This window comes from Paenibacillus sp. J31P316 (assembly GCF_056269105.1).
This window is the reverse complement of sequence record NZ_JBWDNI010000001.1, coordinates 16,335-32,285: the sequence shown is the minus strand read 5'-3', so window position 1 is coordinate 32,285 and position 15,951 is coordinate 16,335. Positions and strand designations below refer to the sequence as shown.

Sequence of the window (15,951 nt, the reverse complement as noted above, 5' to 3'; positions counted from 1 at the left end):
TCCATATTAATGCTCTGATAAGTGCCTGACACAATCATACAGCACATATTCCGACTTCTCTCCGTTACTGATAATCGTAGTGACGGACGTATTGCGCATATCGTTACCAGTCGACTCGTCCTTCATTAATTCCTTTAAGGTTTGTCCAAGGAAATAACCGTGCGTGACGACAAGCACCTTTCGGCCAGCATACCGCGAAGCTGCATCCCGAACGAAGTCGATTCCGCGCGCACGCATGGCCTCATGGGTTTCCTGGCCCATATCGAGCTCATTCCAGTTCTCTCCCCATCGCGCAACCCGTTCCTCTTCAATCGTGTCGGCGATTTTCCCTCTATCCATCTCACGCAGCCGATCATCGAATACGTCAACCGGCTTGCCGATTGCAGCAGAAATAATTTCCGCCGTTTCTCGGGCTCTTCTTAAATCACTTGAGATGAAGACGTCCCACTGCTCTTCGGAGAGCCGTTCGGCAACTAACGCCGCTTGCGCTCTCCCCGTTTCGTTCAGCGGATTTTGCGTATGGCCCTGCGCTCTCCTCTCCATATTGTGATCGGTAATGCCGTGCCTGACGAAAGTAATCGTGGTCATCGTCTTTCCTCTCCCATAAATAACTTTATTTCCTTGCGCTGAGGGCGGAAGCAAGAATCGAAGCCACCTCCACCGTATCTCCCTTTTGCGGAAAATACGCGTGGATTCCCCTCGTATTTTGCGACCTTGGATGGCGGCTGTGCAGTGTAATAACCGCTTTAGGAGCTATGCGCTCGATCATATCGGCGATGGCTTCGGGATGCGCGTGCCCGCCGTTGCACAATGAATGGCCGGTAATGCCGAAGGCTTGCAAATATTTCGCCACATCGGCATGATCGAGTTTAACGCTATAGTCGGATTGAATGAAATGCGAACGTCCCTGCAAATCGCCAAGCGTTTCAAGTTCGATCATATGGGCAAGATCGGGAAATTTATAAAAGTAGACATAGTGGTTTTTCCGCTCGGCCATATTCTCCAAGGAAATCGTCTTATAAGGCACCTGCATCCTGTCCGTTACTGTCGCGTCGACGATTAGAATATCCATGCCAAGCGCGGGGTGTCCTTCCAGAATGCGCAGGCCCTCTCGATTTGCCCTATGCCAGATGACGGCATGGGAAGCCTCCATGACAACTGTTCGCCCTTTCTCAACCGCAATGGCAATCATATCCGCCATTCGCTCCAGATCCCGCGGCGACATTTGCAGGTAAATGAGTCCTTCCGCTTCATCCACGATATCGGCATATCGGGACAACAGCTCGACTTCCGTCATTTGGTTGGACATCACGGCAGACGGGTCCGCTGCAAGACGCGTTCCTTCCGTAATTAACAGGTCGATCCGCTTATCGCGGCAAAGCTCGATGAACCGATCGATCCGCTCCGGATGTTTGCCTTGATTCCGCCAATCTCCCGTATAAGCGATTTTGTGGTCGCCGCCGTCTATAATAATACCCGCCGTCCCGGTAGCATTATGGTCCATCTCGACGATCTGCATCGTAAATTCGCCGAAATCGATATCGCTCAAATCGTCGCACACCGTAATACGTGCCGCAGTATCCGGGGAATGGCCACCCGCAACCATTCCCCGGTACAGGGAATGAGCGTCGTGATTCATATAGACGGCAATATCCGGATGGGCATAAGGAAGAACGGCCATATGATCCGTATGCATATGGCCGATAAACAAACTGATTCCCTCGTAATGAGGAAAATCACTGTCGCCCCAACAACGGCGTACCTTCGCCATATCCAGTTGCTTGATATGCCGCGGGTCGTACAGCTCAAGCAGCGGGGCGGTCATTCCGCCAAGCAAGAACTGCCGCAGCTCGCGACCGGTCGTTGCTCCTACAGGTTCGTACAGCGTCAGCTGTTTGGGGAACAGCAGGCTGCTGTGCTCGACGCCGAAATCGAAGAAAACAGCCTGTTCGCCTTTCCCGTAAAGAACCTGTACGCCTCCCGATTCACTTACCCCGCCAAAAAAAGTTAATTGCCCGTTGTGCATTGCGCTCGACTCCCATTTTCAGGATTGTGTTGTCTTAAGCATCCATCCACATCCGGACATGCTCAACCTGCTACTGCGGATTCGCTTGAATCCAGTCGTCAAGCATCTGTTTGGATTTGGAGTCGATATTCGCAATCGTCTTGTCTATATCTTGACTCCCTTCGCTGAACCGGATAATTTCATCCTGCACGATGTGATCCACGTCCGTGAAGGATGGAATCCAAGGCTCCAAATATTTCTTGTAATCTTTCGAATTCTCGCTGATCTTCTTGACGATGTTGAACTGCGGATTTTTTTCCAGGAATGCCTTCGTTTCATCCAGCTCCATCGCTTTGGTATTCATCGGATAATAGCCCGTGTTCATGAACCATTTCGCCGACACCTCAGGGGTTGCCAGGTATTTCAAGTAATCCCATGCTCCCAGTAAGCTGTCTTTATTGGTCCGGTCAAACAGATATACGGCCGAGCCGCCGATACCGGTCCCGCTCGTGCTCGCCGAGTTGACGCGCGGCAATTCAGCAACCCCTACGTCAAACAAACCCGCGTCGATAATATCCCTCTTCATTCCGCCCATGGAAGCCGTCGACGCCGGGATCATGGAATACAGCCCGGATTGAAATCCTTTCGTAGGCGCCGGATCCGTAAATTCTACTCCTCCGGTTGCGAGCACTTTCTGCCATTCGGTCAACAATGTTTTCAACGTGCCGTCGCTCGTCATCGTCATTGCGGTAGGCGTACCGGTCCGCCCTTCTTCATTATCGAAGATATACTTATTCTCGCCCTGCATCGGAATCCACGTCCCGAGCAAGAAGAAACGCAGCTGCGCGCTAATACCGTAGCGCTCGATTTTGTCGCCCTTTTTCACGGTAAGTTTCTCTACCGTTTTTGCCAGATCCTCCAGTGTTTTCGGCGGATTCTCCGGATCCAGTCCCGCGCTGCGGAATTGGTCCTTGTTGTAGTACAGCATGATGGACGAATTCGAAAACGGCAATCCGAGCATTTTGTCATTGTACATGGCGTACTGCAATGCGTTCGGGTTCAAATCGCTTGGGTTCAAGCCGGACTGGTCCTTATCGATAAAGCGCTGGACAGGAACGATATATTTTGAATCCTTCACATCGAAAATCCCCTTGGAGCTGAGCTGCATAATATCCGGTAGCTCTTCCTGCGAACCCGATCGCAGAACGGCGGCCAGCTTGGTCGATGCTTCGTCATAAGTACCTTGAAAAACCGGAGTGATCGTGATGCCTTTCTCCTTGCCGATCGTTTCATTGTAGGCTTTGGCCGTGCTGTCGATACTCTCCGCGGCCGCACCCGTCATAGAGTGCCAAAAAACAACTTTAACAGGAGCGCTCGGCAGCAAGCTTTCTTGGGACAGCGCATCCGACCCCGCCGTAGATTCTTGTTCCTGCGCCGGCGCAGCTTCTTGATCCTGGTTTGAAGAGCATGCCGTAATAACGGAGAAGCAAAGAATTGACATGAATGATAGTTTCAACTTGTTATACATGATTCGAACTCCACTCCTATTTGTTTTCTGATTAGCCTACAACGATCAAATTTCTCTCGATCAGTTCGCCAGCGACAGTAAATATTGTCCGATCTGATAGGAGTAGCCGGCTGTAACATCCTTTAATTGGTCCGGCATGCCGTTATTCATCTTAATTTCATAGACGAAATCGCCCTTGTACCCAATTTCGCTCCATAGGGGCATAATGGAATTCCAGTCGATATTCCCGAGGAAAGGAAGTAAATGATCATCCGCCAGACCCTGGTTGTCATCGACATGCAACGCGATAATCCGATTGCCTAACAAACGAATCGGGCGAAGCTGACTTGAATAGACTCGGTTAGCGTGTCCGATATCCCAACATACCCCGACTCGAGGATCGTTGTAGGAGTCCGCCAATTCGATCAACTCTTCGGCTGTCGTTCCGAAACGCCGATGACCATTCGCGTCGAACATGTTTTCAAATGCCAAATTGACATTCAACTTCGCGGCTTGCTCCATAACAGGATCATAAAATCGACGGTTCAGCCGGATGTTGGCTTCCATGCTATGCTCATCCAAGCCCGTTTCCGTTAAGGGATGAAAGACGGCGGCTTTCACGCCCAGAACGCTACTTGCGATTAATGAACGGCGGGTAATCTCGTTAAAGAATGCTTCCTCTTCCGAACCGGCAGGGTAAAGTTTCCCAGGCATGTAGGGCGGATGCGACTGGCAAAATTCCACGTTGGCCTTCTCGGCTGCTTCTTTAATGCGGTCAAGCGCAACTTCCCAATCTGGACCGTTTAGTTCGGTTTTATTGTGAATCATCGCGCAAAGATTGAGGTCCAGTACGGAGAAACCGGCATTCTTGCATCGTTGGATAGACTCCTCATATCCGATATGTCCGTCTTCTTCGATTCTTTCTCTGAACAAGCTTGTCATTGTTGCCAAACGCATGGTCAGACCTCCTATCTAAGCTTTTTTGTATTTTTGGAACGGTTTAAATTCTCCGGAAAAAAATTTTTTCCGTTCGCCCTTATTCAACTTATCATTACTGCTTGCTTTAAATAAACCGATTTGGGTTAACTGCAAGTAAACAAATTATGAATTTCACCGCCAAAAAGTTACATTTGGCGGTGAATATTTAAATCCCTTACTGAATTACGCTCCATTAAGGTGGGTTCCAGCTTCAAAGAAACTTCTTGGGCATTCTTGTTATGCATACGATTCAGCATCGCAAGGCATGCCACTTCACCCAGCTGCCTTTTATGTCCGTCGATGATGGTCAACGCCAATGGCGAATGCGCGGTAATGATCGATTCTTCATAACCCATAACGGAAACGTCTTCAGGTATTCGCACGCCTTGCGAGTACAAATATCGAATAATTCCCATCGTAATTCCATCGCTTCCGCCAAAAGCCGCATCGGGCCTGATGCCCTTCTCCCACAACTCGCTCATCGCTTCGTAGCCGCCCTTGCCGGTATACGCAGCATGGATAACATGCATTTTTTTCTCTTCCGAATGACCGTCCTCGTTGAAGGCTGCCGTAAAGCCCGCCAATTTTTCCAGGGAATTCACATTATCCCGAGGTCCATTTATAAAAGCAATATTGTCGTGTCCCTTCTCCAGCAAATGCTTGGCGGCAAGATAACCAACCTGGTACGCATTGACGGATACGGAATCGACTCCCTCATAGGTACGCCCGATAATGACGACGTATATATCTTCCTTTCGGAGATTCTCGATAAATTGACTGTCGAACAAGCCCCCAATGATAAATACCCCGTCTACGCGCTTGTTCTTGACAATGTTCGGCAGCTTGTCATGCATGGAGAAACGTTCAGTAAGCAGCGTGTAATCCGTATTGTTCAATCCTTCATTGATGCCGTAGCTGACATCGAAAAGCAGCGTCTCGGGAATCGAATCGAATCCGTAGGACAAGTTTTCCTCGCCGGAGGTTACAAAGATCAACCCGAATGTCCCTTTTTTGCTTGTGGTCAGCGCCCGCGCAACCATATTAGGTACATAGCCCAGTTTGTGGATGGCTTGCAGTACCTTGTATCTCGTTTCCAGCTTGACTAGGTTGCTCCCGTTAATGACCAATGAAACTGTGCTTTTGGACACGCCAGCCTCCATGGCTATATCCATAATCGTGACACCCATAAAAGCCTCCAATCCAATATCCAGCTATTCATAACTATTTACAATATATACTGCCTTCTCATGCGAATTGTTAGCTGATGATTAACTCCATGTTAAATCTCGTCCATCCAATTGACAACTTTTTTTAGTGTACGGTAATATACGTTGTGTTGCCAGGGCTGCTTTATTTAATCGTTTGTAATTGGTTTTAATGGAAAATTGGTAATGAATTGGAAGGTTGCCAACTGAATTTGGAACGCTCCAATTTTAGTTGGCCATAGAACGCCTAATAAATATGTTCGGAGGTTCTCGTCTCATGGCCAAATTTGTGTCTTCACCATCGTTGCCTCACACGGTAACCAGCAAGAGCAAGCGCAGAAAAGATATGTTGAAGGCCTATTTGTTCGTCCTGCCAATCATCCCGTTTATCCTCGTATTCGACTACTTTCCATTCCTGCGCACCTTCATCTACAGCTTATCCAGTGTCAATGCACAAGGCAAAATAATCAGGTTCGTCGGATTGGATAATTACATGAACCTGTTCGGCAGGCAGGAATTCGTAAACGCGCTGCTCGTTACGTTGAAATTTACGGCTATGTATGTTCCGCTTGCCCTTATCTGTCCATTGCTGCTGGCATTAATCGCTGCTCCCAAGAGTCTATTTGCCAGAAGCAGTCAGCTGCTGTTTTCCATTCCGATGGGTGTTTCCATGGCGGTGACTTGTTTAATCTTCCAACAATTTTTTAGTCGCTCCGGGCTCTTGAATTACTTGCTAGACCTGCTTGGCTTGTTTCAGAATACAACGGCTATCAATTGGCTGAACGACCAGACGTGGGCACTCCCTTCCCTTGTGATCCCGATGGTCTGGACCCATATGGGATTCGACTTCCTGCTCATGCTGGCCTCGGTGCGCAATGTTCCGCAGGAAATATTGGAATCGGCCGAAATGGATGGAGCCAGCTATTGGACGAAAACGTTCCGCATTACACTTCCTCTGATATCGCCTACCTTATTCTTTGTTTTATGTATTCAAATCATTGTCGGGTTAACAATGGTCGCCCCGGTTATGATCCTAACGAAAGGCGGTCCGCTTGGGGCTACGTCGACGCTGATCTATTATATTTACACATCCGGGTTCCGAAGCGTGAATTACTCACTCGCAAGCACGGCAAGCATTTGCGCCTTCATCCTCACGTTTATCTTCCTGTTGATCAACTTTCTGTATGAGAAAAAAGGGGTGGTGTACGAATGACGTACAATCGAAATTTAAAACCGTACATGACAGCTGTCCTCAAACTGCTGCTCGGTTTAATTGTCATATTTCCCATATTTTACGCCATCATGGCCGGATTCAAAACCGAAAGCGAGTTCGGCATGTTTCCGCCCTCGATCCTGCCGCAAAGCTTTGCCAATTGGGACAATTTCCGCACCGTTTTGTTCGAAACCCAAATTTTGCGCTTCATGTGGAATTCATTCGTCATCGCGCTTGTCGTCACAGTAGTACGACTCGTCCTATCCAGCTTGGCTGCCTACGCCTTTGCCTTTTTAAAGTTTCCCGGAAGCAATTTCTTGTTTTTCTTTATTCTTGGCACGATGATGACCCCGTCGGAAGCCTTGCTGATCTCTAACTTCATTACGGTCAGCAAGCTGCATCTGTTAAACAGCTACCTTGGCATTATGATCGTGTTCTTCGTATCCGCCACTCAGGTATTCATGTTTCGCCAATACTTCAAAACGGTGTCCAACACGTTGCGGGAAGCCGCGTTTCTGGATGGCTGCGGCGACTTCCGGTTCTATTCCAGAATCTGCATCCCCGTTTCCTTGCCCATTATAACATCGCTTGGCTTGTCATCGTTTGTCGGCGTGTGGAACACGTACTTATGGCCGTTGCTCGTTACGACCAAGACGGAAATGCGCACGGTACAAGTAGGCATCACGATGCTGACCGCCCATGAGGGATCGAACGATACCCTTGTATTTGCCGGGATAGCGGTTATCATGATTCCTTCTATTTTGTTTTTCATCTTGTTTCAGCGGAATATGGTGGGCGGCATATTCAACGGGGCTGTAAAGGGGTGAATACCCGATTGTTGAGGTAAGTCCGGCACGCAAGGAAACTTCTAGAAGGCGGCTAAAAGAAATGCATATAAGCAGTCAAATGAAACGATTACTGCTCATGAATGCTGTGTCAGTAGTTATTTTCAACTACATTGGTATATTCGTTAATTTATTTATTTGGGAAAAGAACCACAGTATCTCCGAGGTGGTTTGGTTCAATCTAATCATGTTTATCGTTTGGACATTCGGGTTTGCGGGCGGTTACAGATTGCTGACCAACTATACGACCCGCGTACTGATTCGAATCAATGCATGCTGCGGAGCAATCGTTTTCCTCCTGCTATCGGTACTGGAACTGGATAACCGACTTCTATGGATTACGATTATCGCCATTCCAATCGGTATCATGTGGGGATTATATGCCGTCACGCAGAACATTACATTGAGCGTGTATGGGAAAGGAAAGGATTTCGAGCAATATTTCTCGATAGCCAATATCATTAACCAGCTCGTCTCGATCATTAATCCAATCGCTTTCGCGCTTATTATCAAGTGGATTGGTTACTCTGGCTCCTTTCTACTATTGATGTTGTTTGTCGCGCTCTTGCTGACCGTTTCATTTTATATTCCTTCCATTACCCTCGCCGGTCAATCGGAGCGACTATTCCGCGGCATTCAATTTCGGCTGGTGTTCTCCAGCAGTAGGCTGCGTTGGATGGTTCCGTCCTATATGGCAACAGGAATATTTTTGCAGTTTCAAGTATTGTTTTCGTTAGTGTTTACGTTCACCGTATCAGAAGATAAATTGGTTATCGCGATACTGAATGTATTGAATGCCTGCTTCGCCATGGGGGCTATGTTCTTATATAAGCGTTTGAAGGTTCGTGAAGGGACTTGGCTCGCCATCGGTATGATTTTTGTATCGTTTGGAATTCTTCTGCCGTTGCTGCCTAAGGCACCTCTGCTTATCATTTCAAACATTTTAACAACCATCGGTATGTTTTATTTCGGGACGGTTTGGAACTCGAGGCAATTCAGAATAATTACGAAGCAAACCGTCATTCAACAAGCTCATATTTTTTTATGGCGAGAATGCTTCTTGAATGCTTCCAAAATACTATTGCTTATATTGGCCTTATCGGTAAAAGAGATTCATGGGGGAACGTTTATAGCATTAATGCTGCTAGCGCTCGTCTGCGCTTTAATAGTCCCGTATTTCTCCGGAAAGAGCACCGAAGCGTTAGAGAGACAGCCAAAATGATTAGCTTAACAGTACTTCCCTGAACCCGAACGAGTCGAAACCAACTACATTAAATATTAAATATTGACAAGCTATTAGCCAGAATAGCTGAATAAAAAACAGCAGCCGTCACCGGCTGCTGTCGAGTTATTTGAATTTATAGTTACACGTTAAATACTTTTACGCACCCCAATCTGACTTCATCATCTCCACTCACGCGCTTTCTCCTCCGCGGCGATGTCCTCGTATAGTTAGTAAATATCAGGCGTTTGTAAACCTATTCAAGATGTCCGAGCTCGAGCATGCCGCCCTAATACTGATGAATGCAAGGAGCGTTCCGGTCACGTCGCAGCCTGTAAGCACAGGCTGCTGCTGCCTAACGATTGCCCAGCTGCCGTTGTGATATACAGCTACTGGATGAATGAACTAACGTTTCCCTTTAGCTTAATGCAACAGTGCTTTCAAGTACTGCCTTTATCCTCCTTACGCTAGACGACGAGCTCTCTTCCTTAACAATTTTAAAAGTACCAAGGTCAGCCGTATTCGCCGCGTGAGGACCGCCGCATATCTCTTTGGAGAATTTGCCCATCGAATATACCTTTACCATCTGGCCATACTTGCTCTCGAATAGACCAATAGCCCCTGTTCTACGTGCATCTTCAAGCGTCATCTCTTCGAACGTAATATCGACGCCTTCGGCAATCGCTTCATTGACCAGCCGCGTCGTTTCCGCGATCTCTTCATCAGTCATTTTACGATGGAACGAAAAATCAAAACGCAGTCTCTCAGCCGTTATGTTGCTGCCCTTTTGCGCCACCTCATCTCCCAGAACCTTTCGTAATGCAGCATGCAAAAGATGAGTGGCCGTATGCAGATTTGCCGTCTGCGCGGAATGATCCGCTAAGCCTCCTTTAAACTTTTGGGCTGCTCCGGCTTGCGATAACTCTCTGTGCTTCTGAAAGTTCTCGAGATATCCTTCCAGGTCGATGGCGATGGAACGCTCTGTTGCCAGTTCCATGGTCAATTCGATGGGAAACCCATACGTATCATAAAGCTTGAATGCAGCTGCACCGTCCAGTTGACCATTTACGAATGAAATCGAAAGCTTATCGAATTCACGAAGTCCCTGCGCGAGCGTTTTTTGAAAACGAGCTTCTTCCGCCTGGAGTTCCCTAATAATTTTATCGCGATTGCTTTGCAGCTCGGGGTATATTAGCTCGTACTTGTCAATCACAGCGCCAGCGATATGCGCTAGACCGCCTTCTTGAATACGCAATTGCATAGCGAATCGAACAGCCCGGCGAATCAATCTGCGCAGCACATAACCTTGATCTACGTTGGAAGGTGTAATGCCGAAATTATCACCGAGAATAAATACGGCCGTGCGGGTATGATCCGCTACAACCCGATACGCTTTGGGCTGATCTTCGTATGTTGCCGCCGACAGTTCTGCTATACGTGAGAATATCTCGGCAAACAGGTCGCTATCGTAGACTGTTCCTCCATTCAAAGCGACTAACACTCTCTCTAAGCCCATTCCCGTATCGACGTTTTTTTGATCAAGCGGTTCAAACTTTCCCTCCGCCGTTTGGTTATATTTCATAAATACATTATTCCAGAATTCAATATAGCGCCCACATCCACATGCTGGCGAACATGTTGGACCGCAACGTTCTTTATCCGAGATAATGAAGATTTCCGTGTCGGGACCGCAAGGACCCGTTTGACCTGCTGGCCCCCACCAATTCTCGGCTTTAGGCAAGAAGAAGATCTCTTCCTCACATTGACCTAATGCACGCCATATCTCGTACGACTCCTGATCGCGGGGAGCATCATCATCTCCTTCGAATACGGTAACCGCAATTTTATGCTTGGGTATATCGAGCCAGCTCGGCGAAGTGACGAACTCCCAACTCCACGTGATGGATTCATGTTTGAAATAATCGCCAAGTGACCAGTTGCCCATCATCTCAAAAAAGGTGCAATGGGTATCATCGCCGACTTCATCTATATCCACAGTACGTATACACTTCTGAACATTGGTTAACCTCGTTCCAGACGGATGCTTCTCTCCAAGTAAATAGGGCACCAGCGGGTGCATGCCCGCTGTCGTAAACAATACGGTGGGATCGTTATCGGGTATAACGGAAGCGCTAGAAATGACGGCATGACCTTTTTCTTGAAAAAACTGAATGTACTTCGCTCTAATCTCTTCAGATGTATACAATTTCATGGATATGTCTCCTTTTTCTCTATTTTTGACAACAAAAAAACGCCCCAAAGATTGGGACGAATTTAATCGCGGTACCACCCAAGTTATTGTCTTCGCATATAGCGATACAATCAGCTCTGTTGACGATAACGAGTCAAACCGGCGGGTATTAACCGCACTCCTGAACCGGCAACATACTAAATTTCGTAGGATTTCACACCGAAACATCCCTCTCTGAACGAAATGCAGCATATTTTGTTCATTCATTGATTTCACGTATACTTTTTCCTAATTATTGAAATTGTAACCAGTTGGAATTCAGATGTCAATCGTGTTTAGTGGCACCTTGTATAATACTCGAAAACCCACCCGTAATGAATGTAATCTGCCCGTTACTTCAACGACAATCAGCATCCGAAAGACTTTTCGGCTGCCATTGTGTTGTATTGAGCTATGGTTCTCCGTTAGCGCAGCGCATGAGCAGGTATTAGGTTCGGGCGTATTCATATAAGACGATTCCATCGTATTGGACAATCAGTCCCTGCGAGCCTCTTTCATCGACTTCATCGACTTCTTTCTTGCTCAGCGTAAACGAGAACTGCCTCTCGCCCTGCCCGTTCGCGATCACGTCCATGGAGAGCTGACGCCCGTCCTGGCCATAGATTTTCCAGAGCGGCGCTTGCGCGTAATAATGAAAGCCGCCATTTTCCTCAAACACCTTGTTGGACAAGAATGTTCCTTCAGAACGTTCCATCTCCGGCTGAATGGAGATATCAAACGTAATTCCCCCGTTCGATATCTCCGTTCGTTTGAGGATAAAGGACGTATTCGACTTCTCGAGCAGCTTGACGTTCCACGTTCCCTGTTCATGCAACAACTCCGGTTCGAGCGATAATTGAACCGGAACGGGATCTTGAGTCAATTTTAAGGTATAGCCTTGCCGATTTACGACTTGCGAGTAGGTGTCTTTCTTCGCATGGTTGTGGCCATACAAGATTATCATCGACGCGCAGCCTATCAGAACAACAATAAAATAAAACGTTCTTTTCAATGTCGTTTCTCCGTTTCTTGTTTTCAAATCATGAGCGTACTATTATCGTTTATCATTCTTCCGCCCGGCTAACCCAATGACGATGAGGGGTAAAACAACTGACATTCCTCGAAAAAAGCCTTGCCAGTTTAAACCATGGGCTTCCCCGACAGGACCCGTCTGCGGACGTAAAGGCAGAAGCAAAACAATAACTTGCCCGATAAGCAGGACGATACCGCCGACTAAAGCTAATTGATACTTCTTCATTCCCCGGCTTCCCCTCTTGTAGGTCTAAGTCTTCCTACTGATATTTTACGCGAATGGAACGATATTCGTTGCGTTAACCTGCCCGTGTCATTGGGTTTGACAAGAACTTGATTCCATAAGTAAAAAAGCCGCGATTTTCGCGGCCTCTAGTGAGATAATGTTCTTGTCACCAAACAATTTGCAATGAAATGTAGTCAAATATAAGGTCGTCATTCAGCTATCGTCTCCCGTTAGCTTAGCCCCAAAATGGATAGATAAGTAGTATTGTTATTATCTTATTATCAATGGTTTCTTTGCATCTAGAATAATGGATACCATCCCTAAACCTTCAATAGAATTCCTCGTATCAAACCGAAACGATCTACCAATCCTACCATCGCCTTCATTCCAGTATGTATAATGAAAATCTCCGTTCTCGCCACAATACTCCAATAATATTACTTCAAACCCTGCCAATTCAAATACAGTTACGAAGGTTTTTGCATCATAGACGATTTTATGCGTTGCTGCAGGATGATCGAGTGGTCCAGGACCGCCGACTTGAACCATCTGTTGATACCAATCGTTACGGAAGTTTTTATCGGGAACGGCACAACGAATGTAACCACCGGGCTTTAAAAATTTATAACAATACTTAGCAGCTAAAATTCCTTCCTCATAGGTTAAATGTTCCCACACATGTTCAGCTAAGAGTGCATCAATACTCTCAGGTTCAGATAATTTGTTCCAACTTTCTAAGGATAGTAAATTCAACTCATCTTCCTGCGTACTGAGCCAGCCATCAAACTTTGTTCGCCCTGCTCCAATGACCACTTTCATGCAAATACCACCTTCCAGTCTTGTTCATGAACAGTACAGCCACGTAGTTATTCTCTAGGCACAGTTAGTTTCCTTTATTTGTAACTGTTCTGCCCGTTAGCTTAATAAATCTCACTTGTAAGGCGTCGTTGGAAATCGTTCCATGTTCATGTCACAACTCGGATAATAAAAAGCTAGCTTTTTTGCGGACTTCATTCGCACAATGTTCTTGTCACCCGACAATAAAACAAGCACCGCCGAATCCCGGATGCCAACTAAACAGCCTCCAATCCCACCGTCGTGGAGTTGGAGGCTTTGGTTTCTTACGCGTTCGACGCCGGCGGGAAGGCCAAGGGTGCGAAGTCCGCATGGCCTTCCCGCGCCGGCGATTAATACAGCTCGGTCACGACGAAGTTGTCGAACACGGCCGTTTGCTCGAACGTGCGAAGGCCCGCGTAGCCGGATGTCAAGCCGGCGTCGGCAACGGCCAGCTTCCGGATGCCGTTGACGTATCCGCTGATCGAGCCTCCGCGCAGCTCGAGGCGCAGCTGGTACCAAGATCCCGGGCTGGCTAGCAGCCCCGCCTCGCCGAGCTTCGTCCAGCTGCCGTTTATTTTCTTGTACAGCTGGACTTTGTTTTGCCCGTAATTGATCCGCAAGGTGTAGTAGCTGGAGAAATCGGCGCTCGCCCGCGCGATCAGTCCCGACGAGGAGTCCGCGATTGTACGGTCGTACGCTTTGACGGAGGCCGTCACGGCGACGTCGGCATAGGCGTCCCCCGCTCTCGTTTCCGCGATTCCCGGCGCGGACTGCTTGAGCGTCTGCGAGATAAGCGTCTTGGCGACGTCGACCGCTGGGGACCAGGCGCCGCCGGAGGCGGTCCAGCCGTCCATGCCGGTCCCTTGGAAGCGATCGCCGTACGCGACCGGTTCGAGCATGACCGCATCGGCCCGCGTCACGTTGCCGGAACCCGCGACGGTGCCGGCCGTCAGCTTCACGTATTGGTCGGCCCCCGCCGCGAAGTAAACGGTGTCGATCAAGCGCCACTGCCCCGTGATCGTGGTTTGGTTGACGGCGGGGATCGTGTCGTTCTCGCCGTTGTGCCGCACCGCGTACGCGACGCTCTTCGACGACGTTTGATGATACGGATAACGCACATAAACGTTGTAATAGCCGGGTTCGCCAACCTCCAGCGTCCACGTCGCCGTGCTGCCCGCCGAATTGCTGTATCGGGAGCCGCCGCCGTAGCTGCCGGACAGCGTACTGTCCCCCCATGTTCCCGTCTCCGCATAACCGCTGCCGCCGTTGTCGGCGACGATCGTTTCCTGCGGCTTTATCGGCCCGATCACGTTGGAATACGGGGAGTAGCCGCCATCGGGGCTCTTCGCCTTCACCCGGTAGTAGTAGCCGGTTCCCGCAGGCGCGGACGTATCGTCCGCGATCGGCACGGAAACATTGTAGTCGTCCGGCGCCGTTACGTCGTCCGTCACGTCGGCGGCAACGACGCTCCACGGGCCGGACGGCGCAGCCGCGCGTTCGAGGTCATACGCCGCGGAGGTCGAGGCGCCTAACCAGGAAAGCGCGTGCACGGAATCGGCCGGGAACAGAATAGGCGCAGTCGGCGCAGGCCATGCCGGGACCGGTACGCCTTTGATGGCATACGCATACTGGCGCAGCTGATTGAAGATCGCCGTTTCGTTCGCCCAGTTGCCGCTCGGGTAGCCAGGATAGCGCAAGTACGACCAGTCGCCGACCGGCGGCCAATGCCATCCGCCCATTTTATGATGGGGCATGCTGCCCCAGACCATCGCGCCAGCCGTGCCGTTGCTTTGCACGGTTTGCAGCAGCCGCTCGTTGAGCTCCGGCGTGAAATCGCCGAATTCACCAATGAAGAGCGGCTTCTTGCCCTGGGTCGTCGATCGCCATTCGTTCAGCTTGGCGATGGGATCCGAATAATTGTGGTATAGATAGATATGCGGATCAATAAAATCAATATTAGGGTCGTTCAGCGCATTGGCCCTGATTCCTTGAGCGCGTACATATCCGCCGTCGCCGACTAGGTGATTGGCATCCAGGCTTTTGATATAAGCGGCCATTTCGCTCGTCCAGGCGTCGGTGGACCGCAGTTCGTTGCCGAGCTGCCACGCCAGAATGGCTTTATCGTTCTTGTACGGCACCTGCGTATACGTGTTGACTCGGTTCACGACGAACCGGATGAAATCCTTGAAGTCCTGCCGGATGACCGGATCGGTCCAGAATTCATCGGCGCTTTTGCCGCGGAAAGCCGCCCAATCTGGCGTGCCGCCGACATAGTTGTAGCTGTCCACAAAAGGTACGATCAGCCGGACGCCGTACGCGTTCGCCAGCTGAAGCATTTTGTCGAACAGCTTGAAGGCGCTTTCGTTGTACAAGCCGGGTCCCATGACGTGGCGGAAGAAGCCCGGCGGGTCGCCCTCCATTCTCACCTCGAACGGGTACAGACGGATGACGTCGATGCCCGATAGGCTCGCCGCCCGAATCTCATCCTCGATTTCGGCCGGATCGGCCCATGCCCGTTCCAGGAACGGAGCGTTCGTGCCGATGAAACGATACTCGGCGCCGCCGTCCATGAGTTTATCGCCAGATCGCGTAATATAATTTTCCTCGCCTCCCCAGGCCCTGTCCGCGTTATTTGCCGACAGGCAGACGGT

Annotated in this window: 13 protein-coding genes; 3 read left to right on the top strand and 10 right to left on the bottom strand. The window is 49.2% G+C overall.

Going from position 1 to position 15,951, the window contains the following annotated elements; translation table 11 throughout:
- Positions 1-6: 6 nt before the first annotated feature.
- The 5 genes from AC0YNU_RS00125 to AC0YNU_RS00105 form a co-directional block, all read right to left on the bottom strand.
- The gene (locus tag AC0YNU_RS00125) at positions 7-588 is read right to left on the bottom strand and encodes a histidine phosphatase family protein (RefSeq protein WP_475752287.1); all 582 of its coding nucleotides are present in this window, start codon (positions 586-588) and stop codon (positions 7-9) included.
- 25 nt (positions 589-613) lie between these two features.
- Positions 614-2,026 (bottom strand): MBL fold metallo-hydrolase, encoded by a 1,413-nt coding sequence (locus AC0YNU_RS00120; protein WP_475752286.1) that lies wholly within the window; start codon positions 2,024-2,026, stop codon positions 614-616.
- 70 nt (positions 2,027-2,096) lie between these two features.
- On the bottom strand, positions 2,097-3,533 hold the full coding sequence (locus tag AC0YNU_RS00115; RefSeq protein WP_475752285.1) for an ABC transporter substrate-binding protein: 1,437 nt from the start codon (positions 3,531-3,533) through the stop codon (positions 2,097-2,099).
- Between the two features lie 60 nt (positions 3,534-3,593).
- Positions 3,594-4,469, bottom strand: coding sequence for a sugar phosphate isomerase/epimerase family protein (locus tag AC0YNU_RS00110; protein WP_475752284.1), 876 nt, complete (start codon positions 4,467-4,469; stop codon positions 3,594-3,596).
- Between the two features lie 167 nt (positions 4,470-4,636).
- Positions 4,637-5,677 carry a LacI family DNA-binding transcriptional regulator gene (locus tag AC0YNU_RS00105; RefSeq protein ID WP_475752283.1) on the bottom strand — a complete coding sequence of 347 codons (1,041 nt, stop codon included), beginning with the start codon at positions 5,675-5,677 and terminating at the stop codon, positions 4,637-4,639.
- Positions 5,678-5,927: 250 nt separating this feature from the next.
- Here AC0YNU_RS00105 and AC0YNU_RS00100 point away from each other — a divergent pair, with 250 nt between their 5' ends.
- From AC0YNU_RS00100 to AC0YNU_RS00090, 3 genes are all read left to right on the top strand, one after another.
- Positions 5,928-6,908 (top strand): carbohydrate ABC transporter permease, encoded by a 981-nt coding sequence (locus tag AC0YNU_RS00100; protein WP_475752282.1) that lies wholly within the window; start codon positions 5,928-5,930, stop codon positions 6,906-6,908.
- A complete protein-coding gene (locus tag AC0YNU_RS00095; RefSeq protein ID WP_475752281.1) occupies positions 6,905-7,735 on the top strand; it encodes a carbohydrate ABC transporter permease in 831 nt (276 codons plus the stop codon). Before AC0YNU_RS00100 ends, AC0YNU_RS00095 begins: the two co-directional genes overlap by 4 nt.
- Positions 7,736-7,796: 61 nt before the next feature.
- Positions 7,797-8,975 (top strand): hypothetical protein, encoded by a 1,179-nt coding sequence (locus AC0YNU_RS00090; RefSeq protein WP_475752280.1) that lies wholly within the window; start codon positions 7,797-7,799, stop codon positions 8,973-8,975.
- A 418-nt stretch (positions 8,976-9,393) separates the two neighbouring features.
- Here AC0YNU_RS00090 and AC0YNU_RS00085 read toward each other — a convergent pair whose 3' ends face one another.
- The 5 genes from AC0YNU_RS00085 to AC0YNU_RS00065 all read right to left on the bottom strand — a co-directional run bounded on the left by AC0YNU_RS00085 (position 9,394) and on the right by AC0YNU_RS00065 (position 15,870).
- Positions 9,394-11,187: an alanine--tRNA ligase gene (locus AC0YNU_RS00085; RefSeq protein ID WP_475752279.1), complete on the bottom strand. Its 1,794-nt coding sequence runs from the start codon at positions 11,185-11,187 to the stop codon at positions 9,394-9,396.
- A gap of 466 nt (positions 11,188-11,653) precedes the next feature.
- Positions 11,654-12,169 (bottom strand): hypothetical protein, encoded by a 516-nt coding sequence (locus tag AC0YNU_RS00080; protein WP_475752278.1) that lies wholly within the window; start codon positions 12,167-12,169, stop codon positions 11,654-11,656.
- A 90-nt stretch (positions 12,170-12,259) separates the two neighbouring features.
- Positions 12,260-12,463: a hypothetical protein gene (locus AC0YNU_RS00075; RefSeq protein ID WP_475752277.1), complete on the bottom strand. Its 204-nt coding sequence runs from the start codon at positions 12,461-12,463 to the stop codon at positions 12,260-12,262.
- A gap of 270 nt (positions 12,464-12,733) precedes the next feature.
- On the bottom strand, positions 12,734-13,282 hold the full coding sequence (locus tag AC0YNU_RS00070; protein ID WP_475752276.1) for a class I SAM-dependent methyltransferase: 549 nt from the start codon (positions 13,280-13,282) through the stop codon (positions 12,734-12,736).
- Between the two features lie 368 nt (positions 13,283-13,650).
- Positions 13,651-15,870: a golvesin C-terminal-like domain-containing protein gene (locus AC0YNU_RS00065; protein WP_475752275.1), complete on the bottom strand. Its 2,220-nt coding sequence runs from the start codon at positions 15,868-15,870 to the stop codon at positions 13,651-13,653.
- Positions 15,871-15,951: the final 81 nt, after the last annotated feature.

Coding starts and splice junctions, on each gene's coding strand:
- AC0YNU_RS00125 (WP_475752287.1), bottom strand. CDS start 588: ATGACCACGATTACTTTCGTCAGGCACGGCATTACCGATCACAATATG.
- AC0YNU_RS00120 (WP_475752286.1), bottom strand. CDS start 2,026: ATGCACAACGGGCAATTAACTTTTTTTGGCGGGGTAAGTGAATCGGGA.
- AC0YNU_RS00115 (WP_475752285.1), bottom strand. CDS start 3,533: ATGTATAACAAGTTGAAACTATCATTCATGTCAATTCTTTGCTTCTCC.
- AC0YNU_RS00110 (WP_475752284.1), bottom strand. CDS start 4,469: ATGCGTTTGGCAACAATGACAAGCTTGTTCAGAGAAAGAATCGAAGAA.
- AC0YNU_RS00105 (WP_475752283.1), bottom strand. CDS start 5,677: ATGGGTGTCACGATTATGGATATAGCCATGGAGGCTGGCGTGTCCAAA.
- AC0YNU_RS00095 (WP_475752281.1), top strand. CDS start 6,905: ATGACGTACAATCGAAATTTAAAACCGTACATGACAGCTGTCCTCAAA.
- AC0YNU_RS00090 (WP_475752280.1), top strand. CDS start 7,797: ATGCATATAAGCAGTCAAATGAAACGATTACTGCTCATGAATGCTGTG.
- AC0YNU_RS00085 (WP_475752279.1), bottom strand. CDS start 11,187: ATGAAATTGTATACATCTGAAGAGATTAGAGCGAAGTACATTCAGTTT.
- AC0YNU_RS00080 (WP_475752278.1), bottom strand. CDS start 12,169: ATGATAATCTTGTATGGCCACAACCATGCGAAGAAAGACACCTACTCG.
- AC0YNU_RS00075 (WP_475752277.1), bottom strand. CDS start 12,463: ATGAAGAAGTATCAATTAGCTTTAGTCGGCGGTATCGTCCTGCTTATC.
- AC0YNU_RS00070 (WP_475752276.1), bottom strand. CDS start 13,282: ATGAAAGTGGTCATTGGAGCAGGGCGAACAAAGTTTGATGGCTGGCTC.
- AC0YNU_RS00065 (WP_475752275.1), bottom strand. CDS start 15,870: ATGGACGGCGGCGCCGAGTATCGTTTCATCGGCACGAACGCTCCGTTC.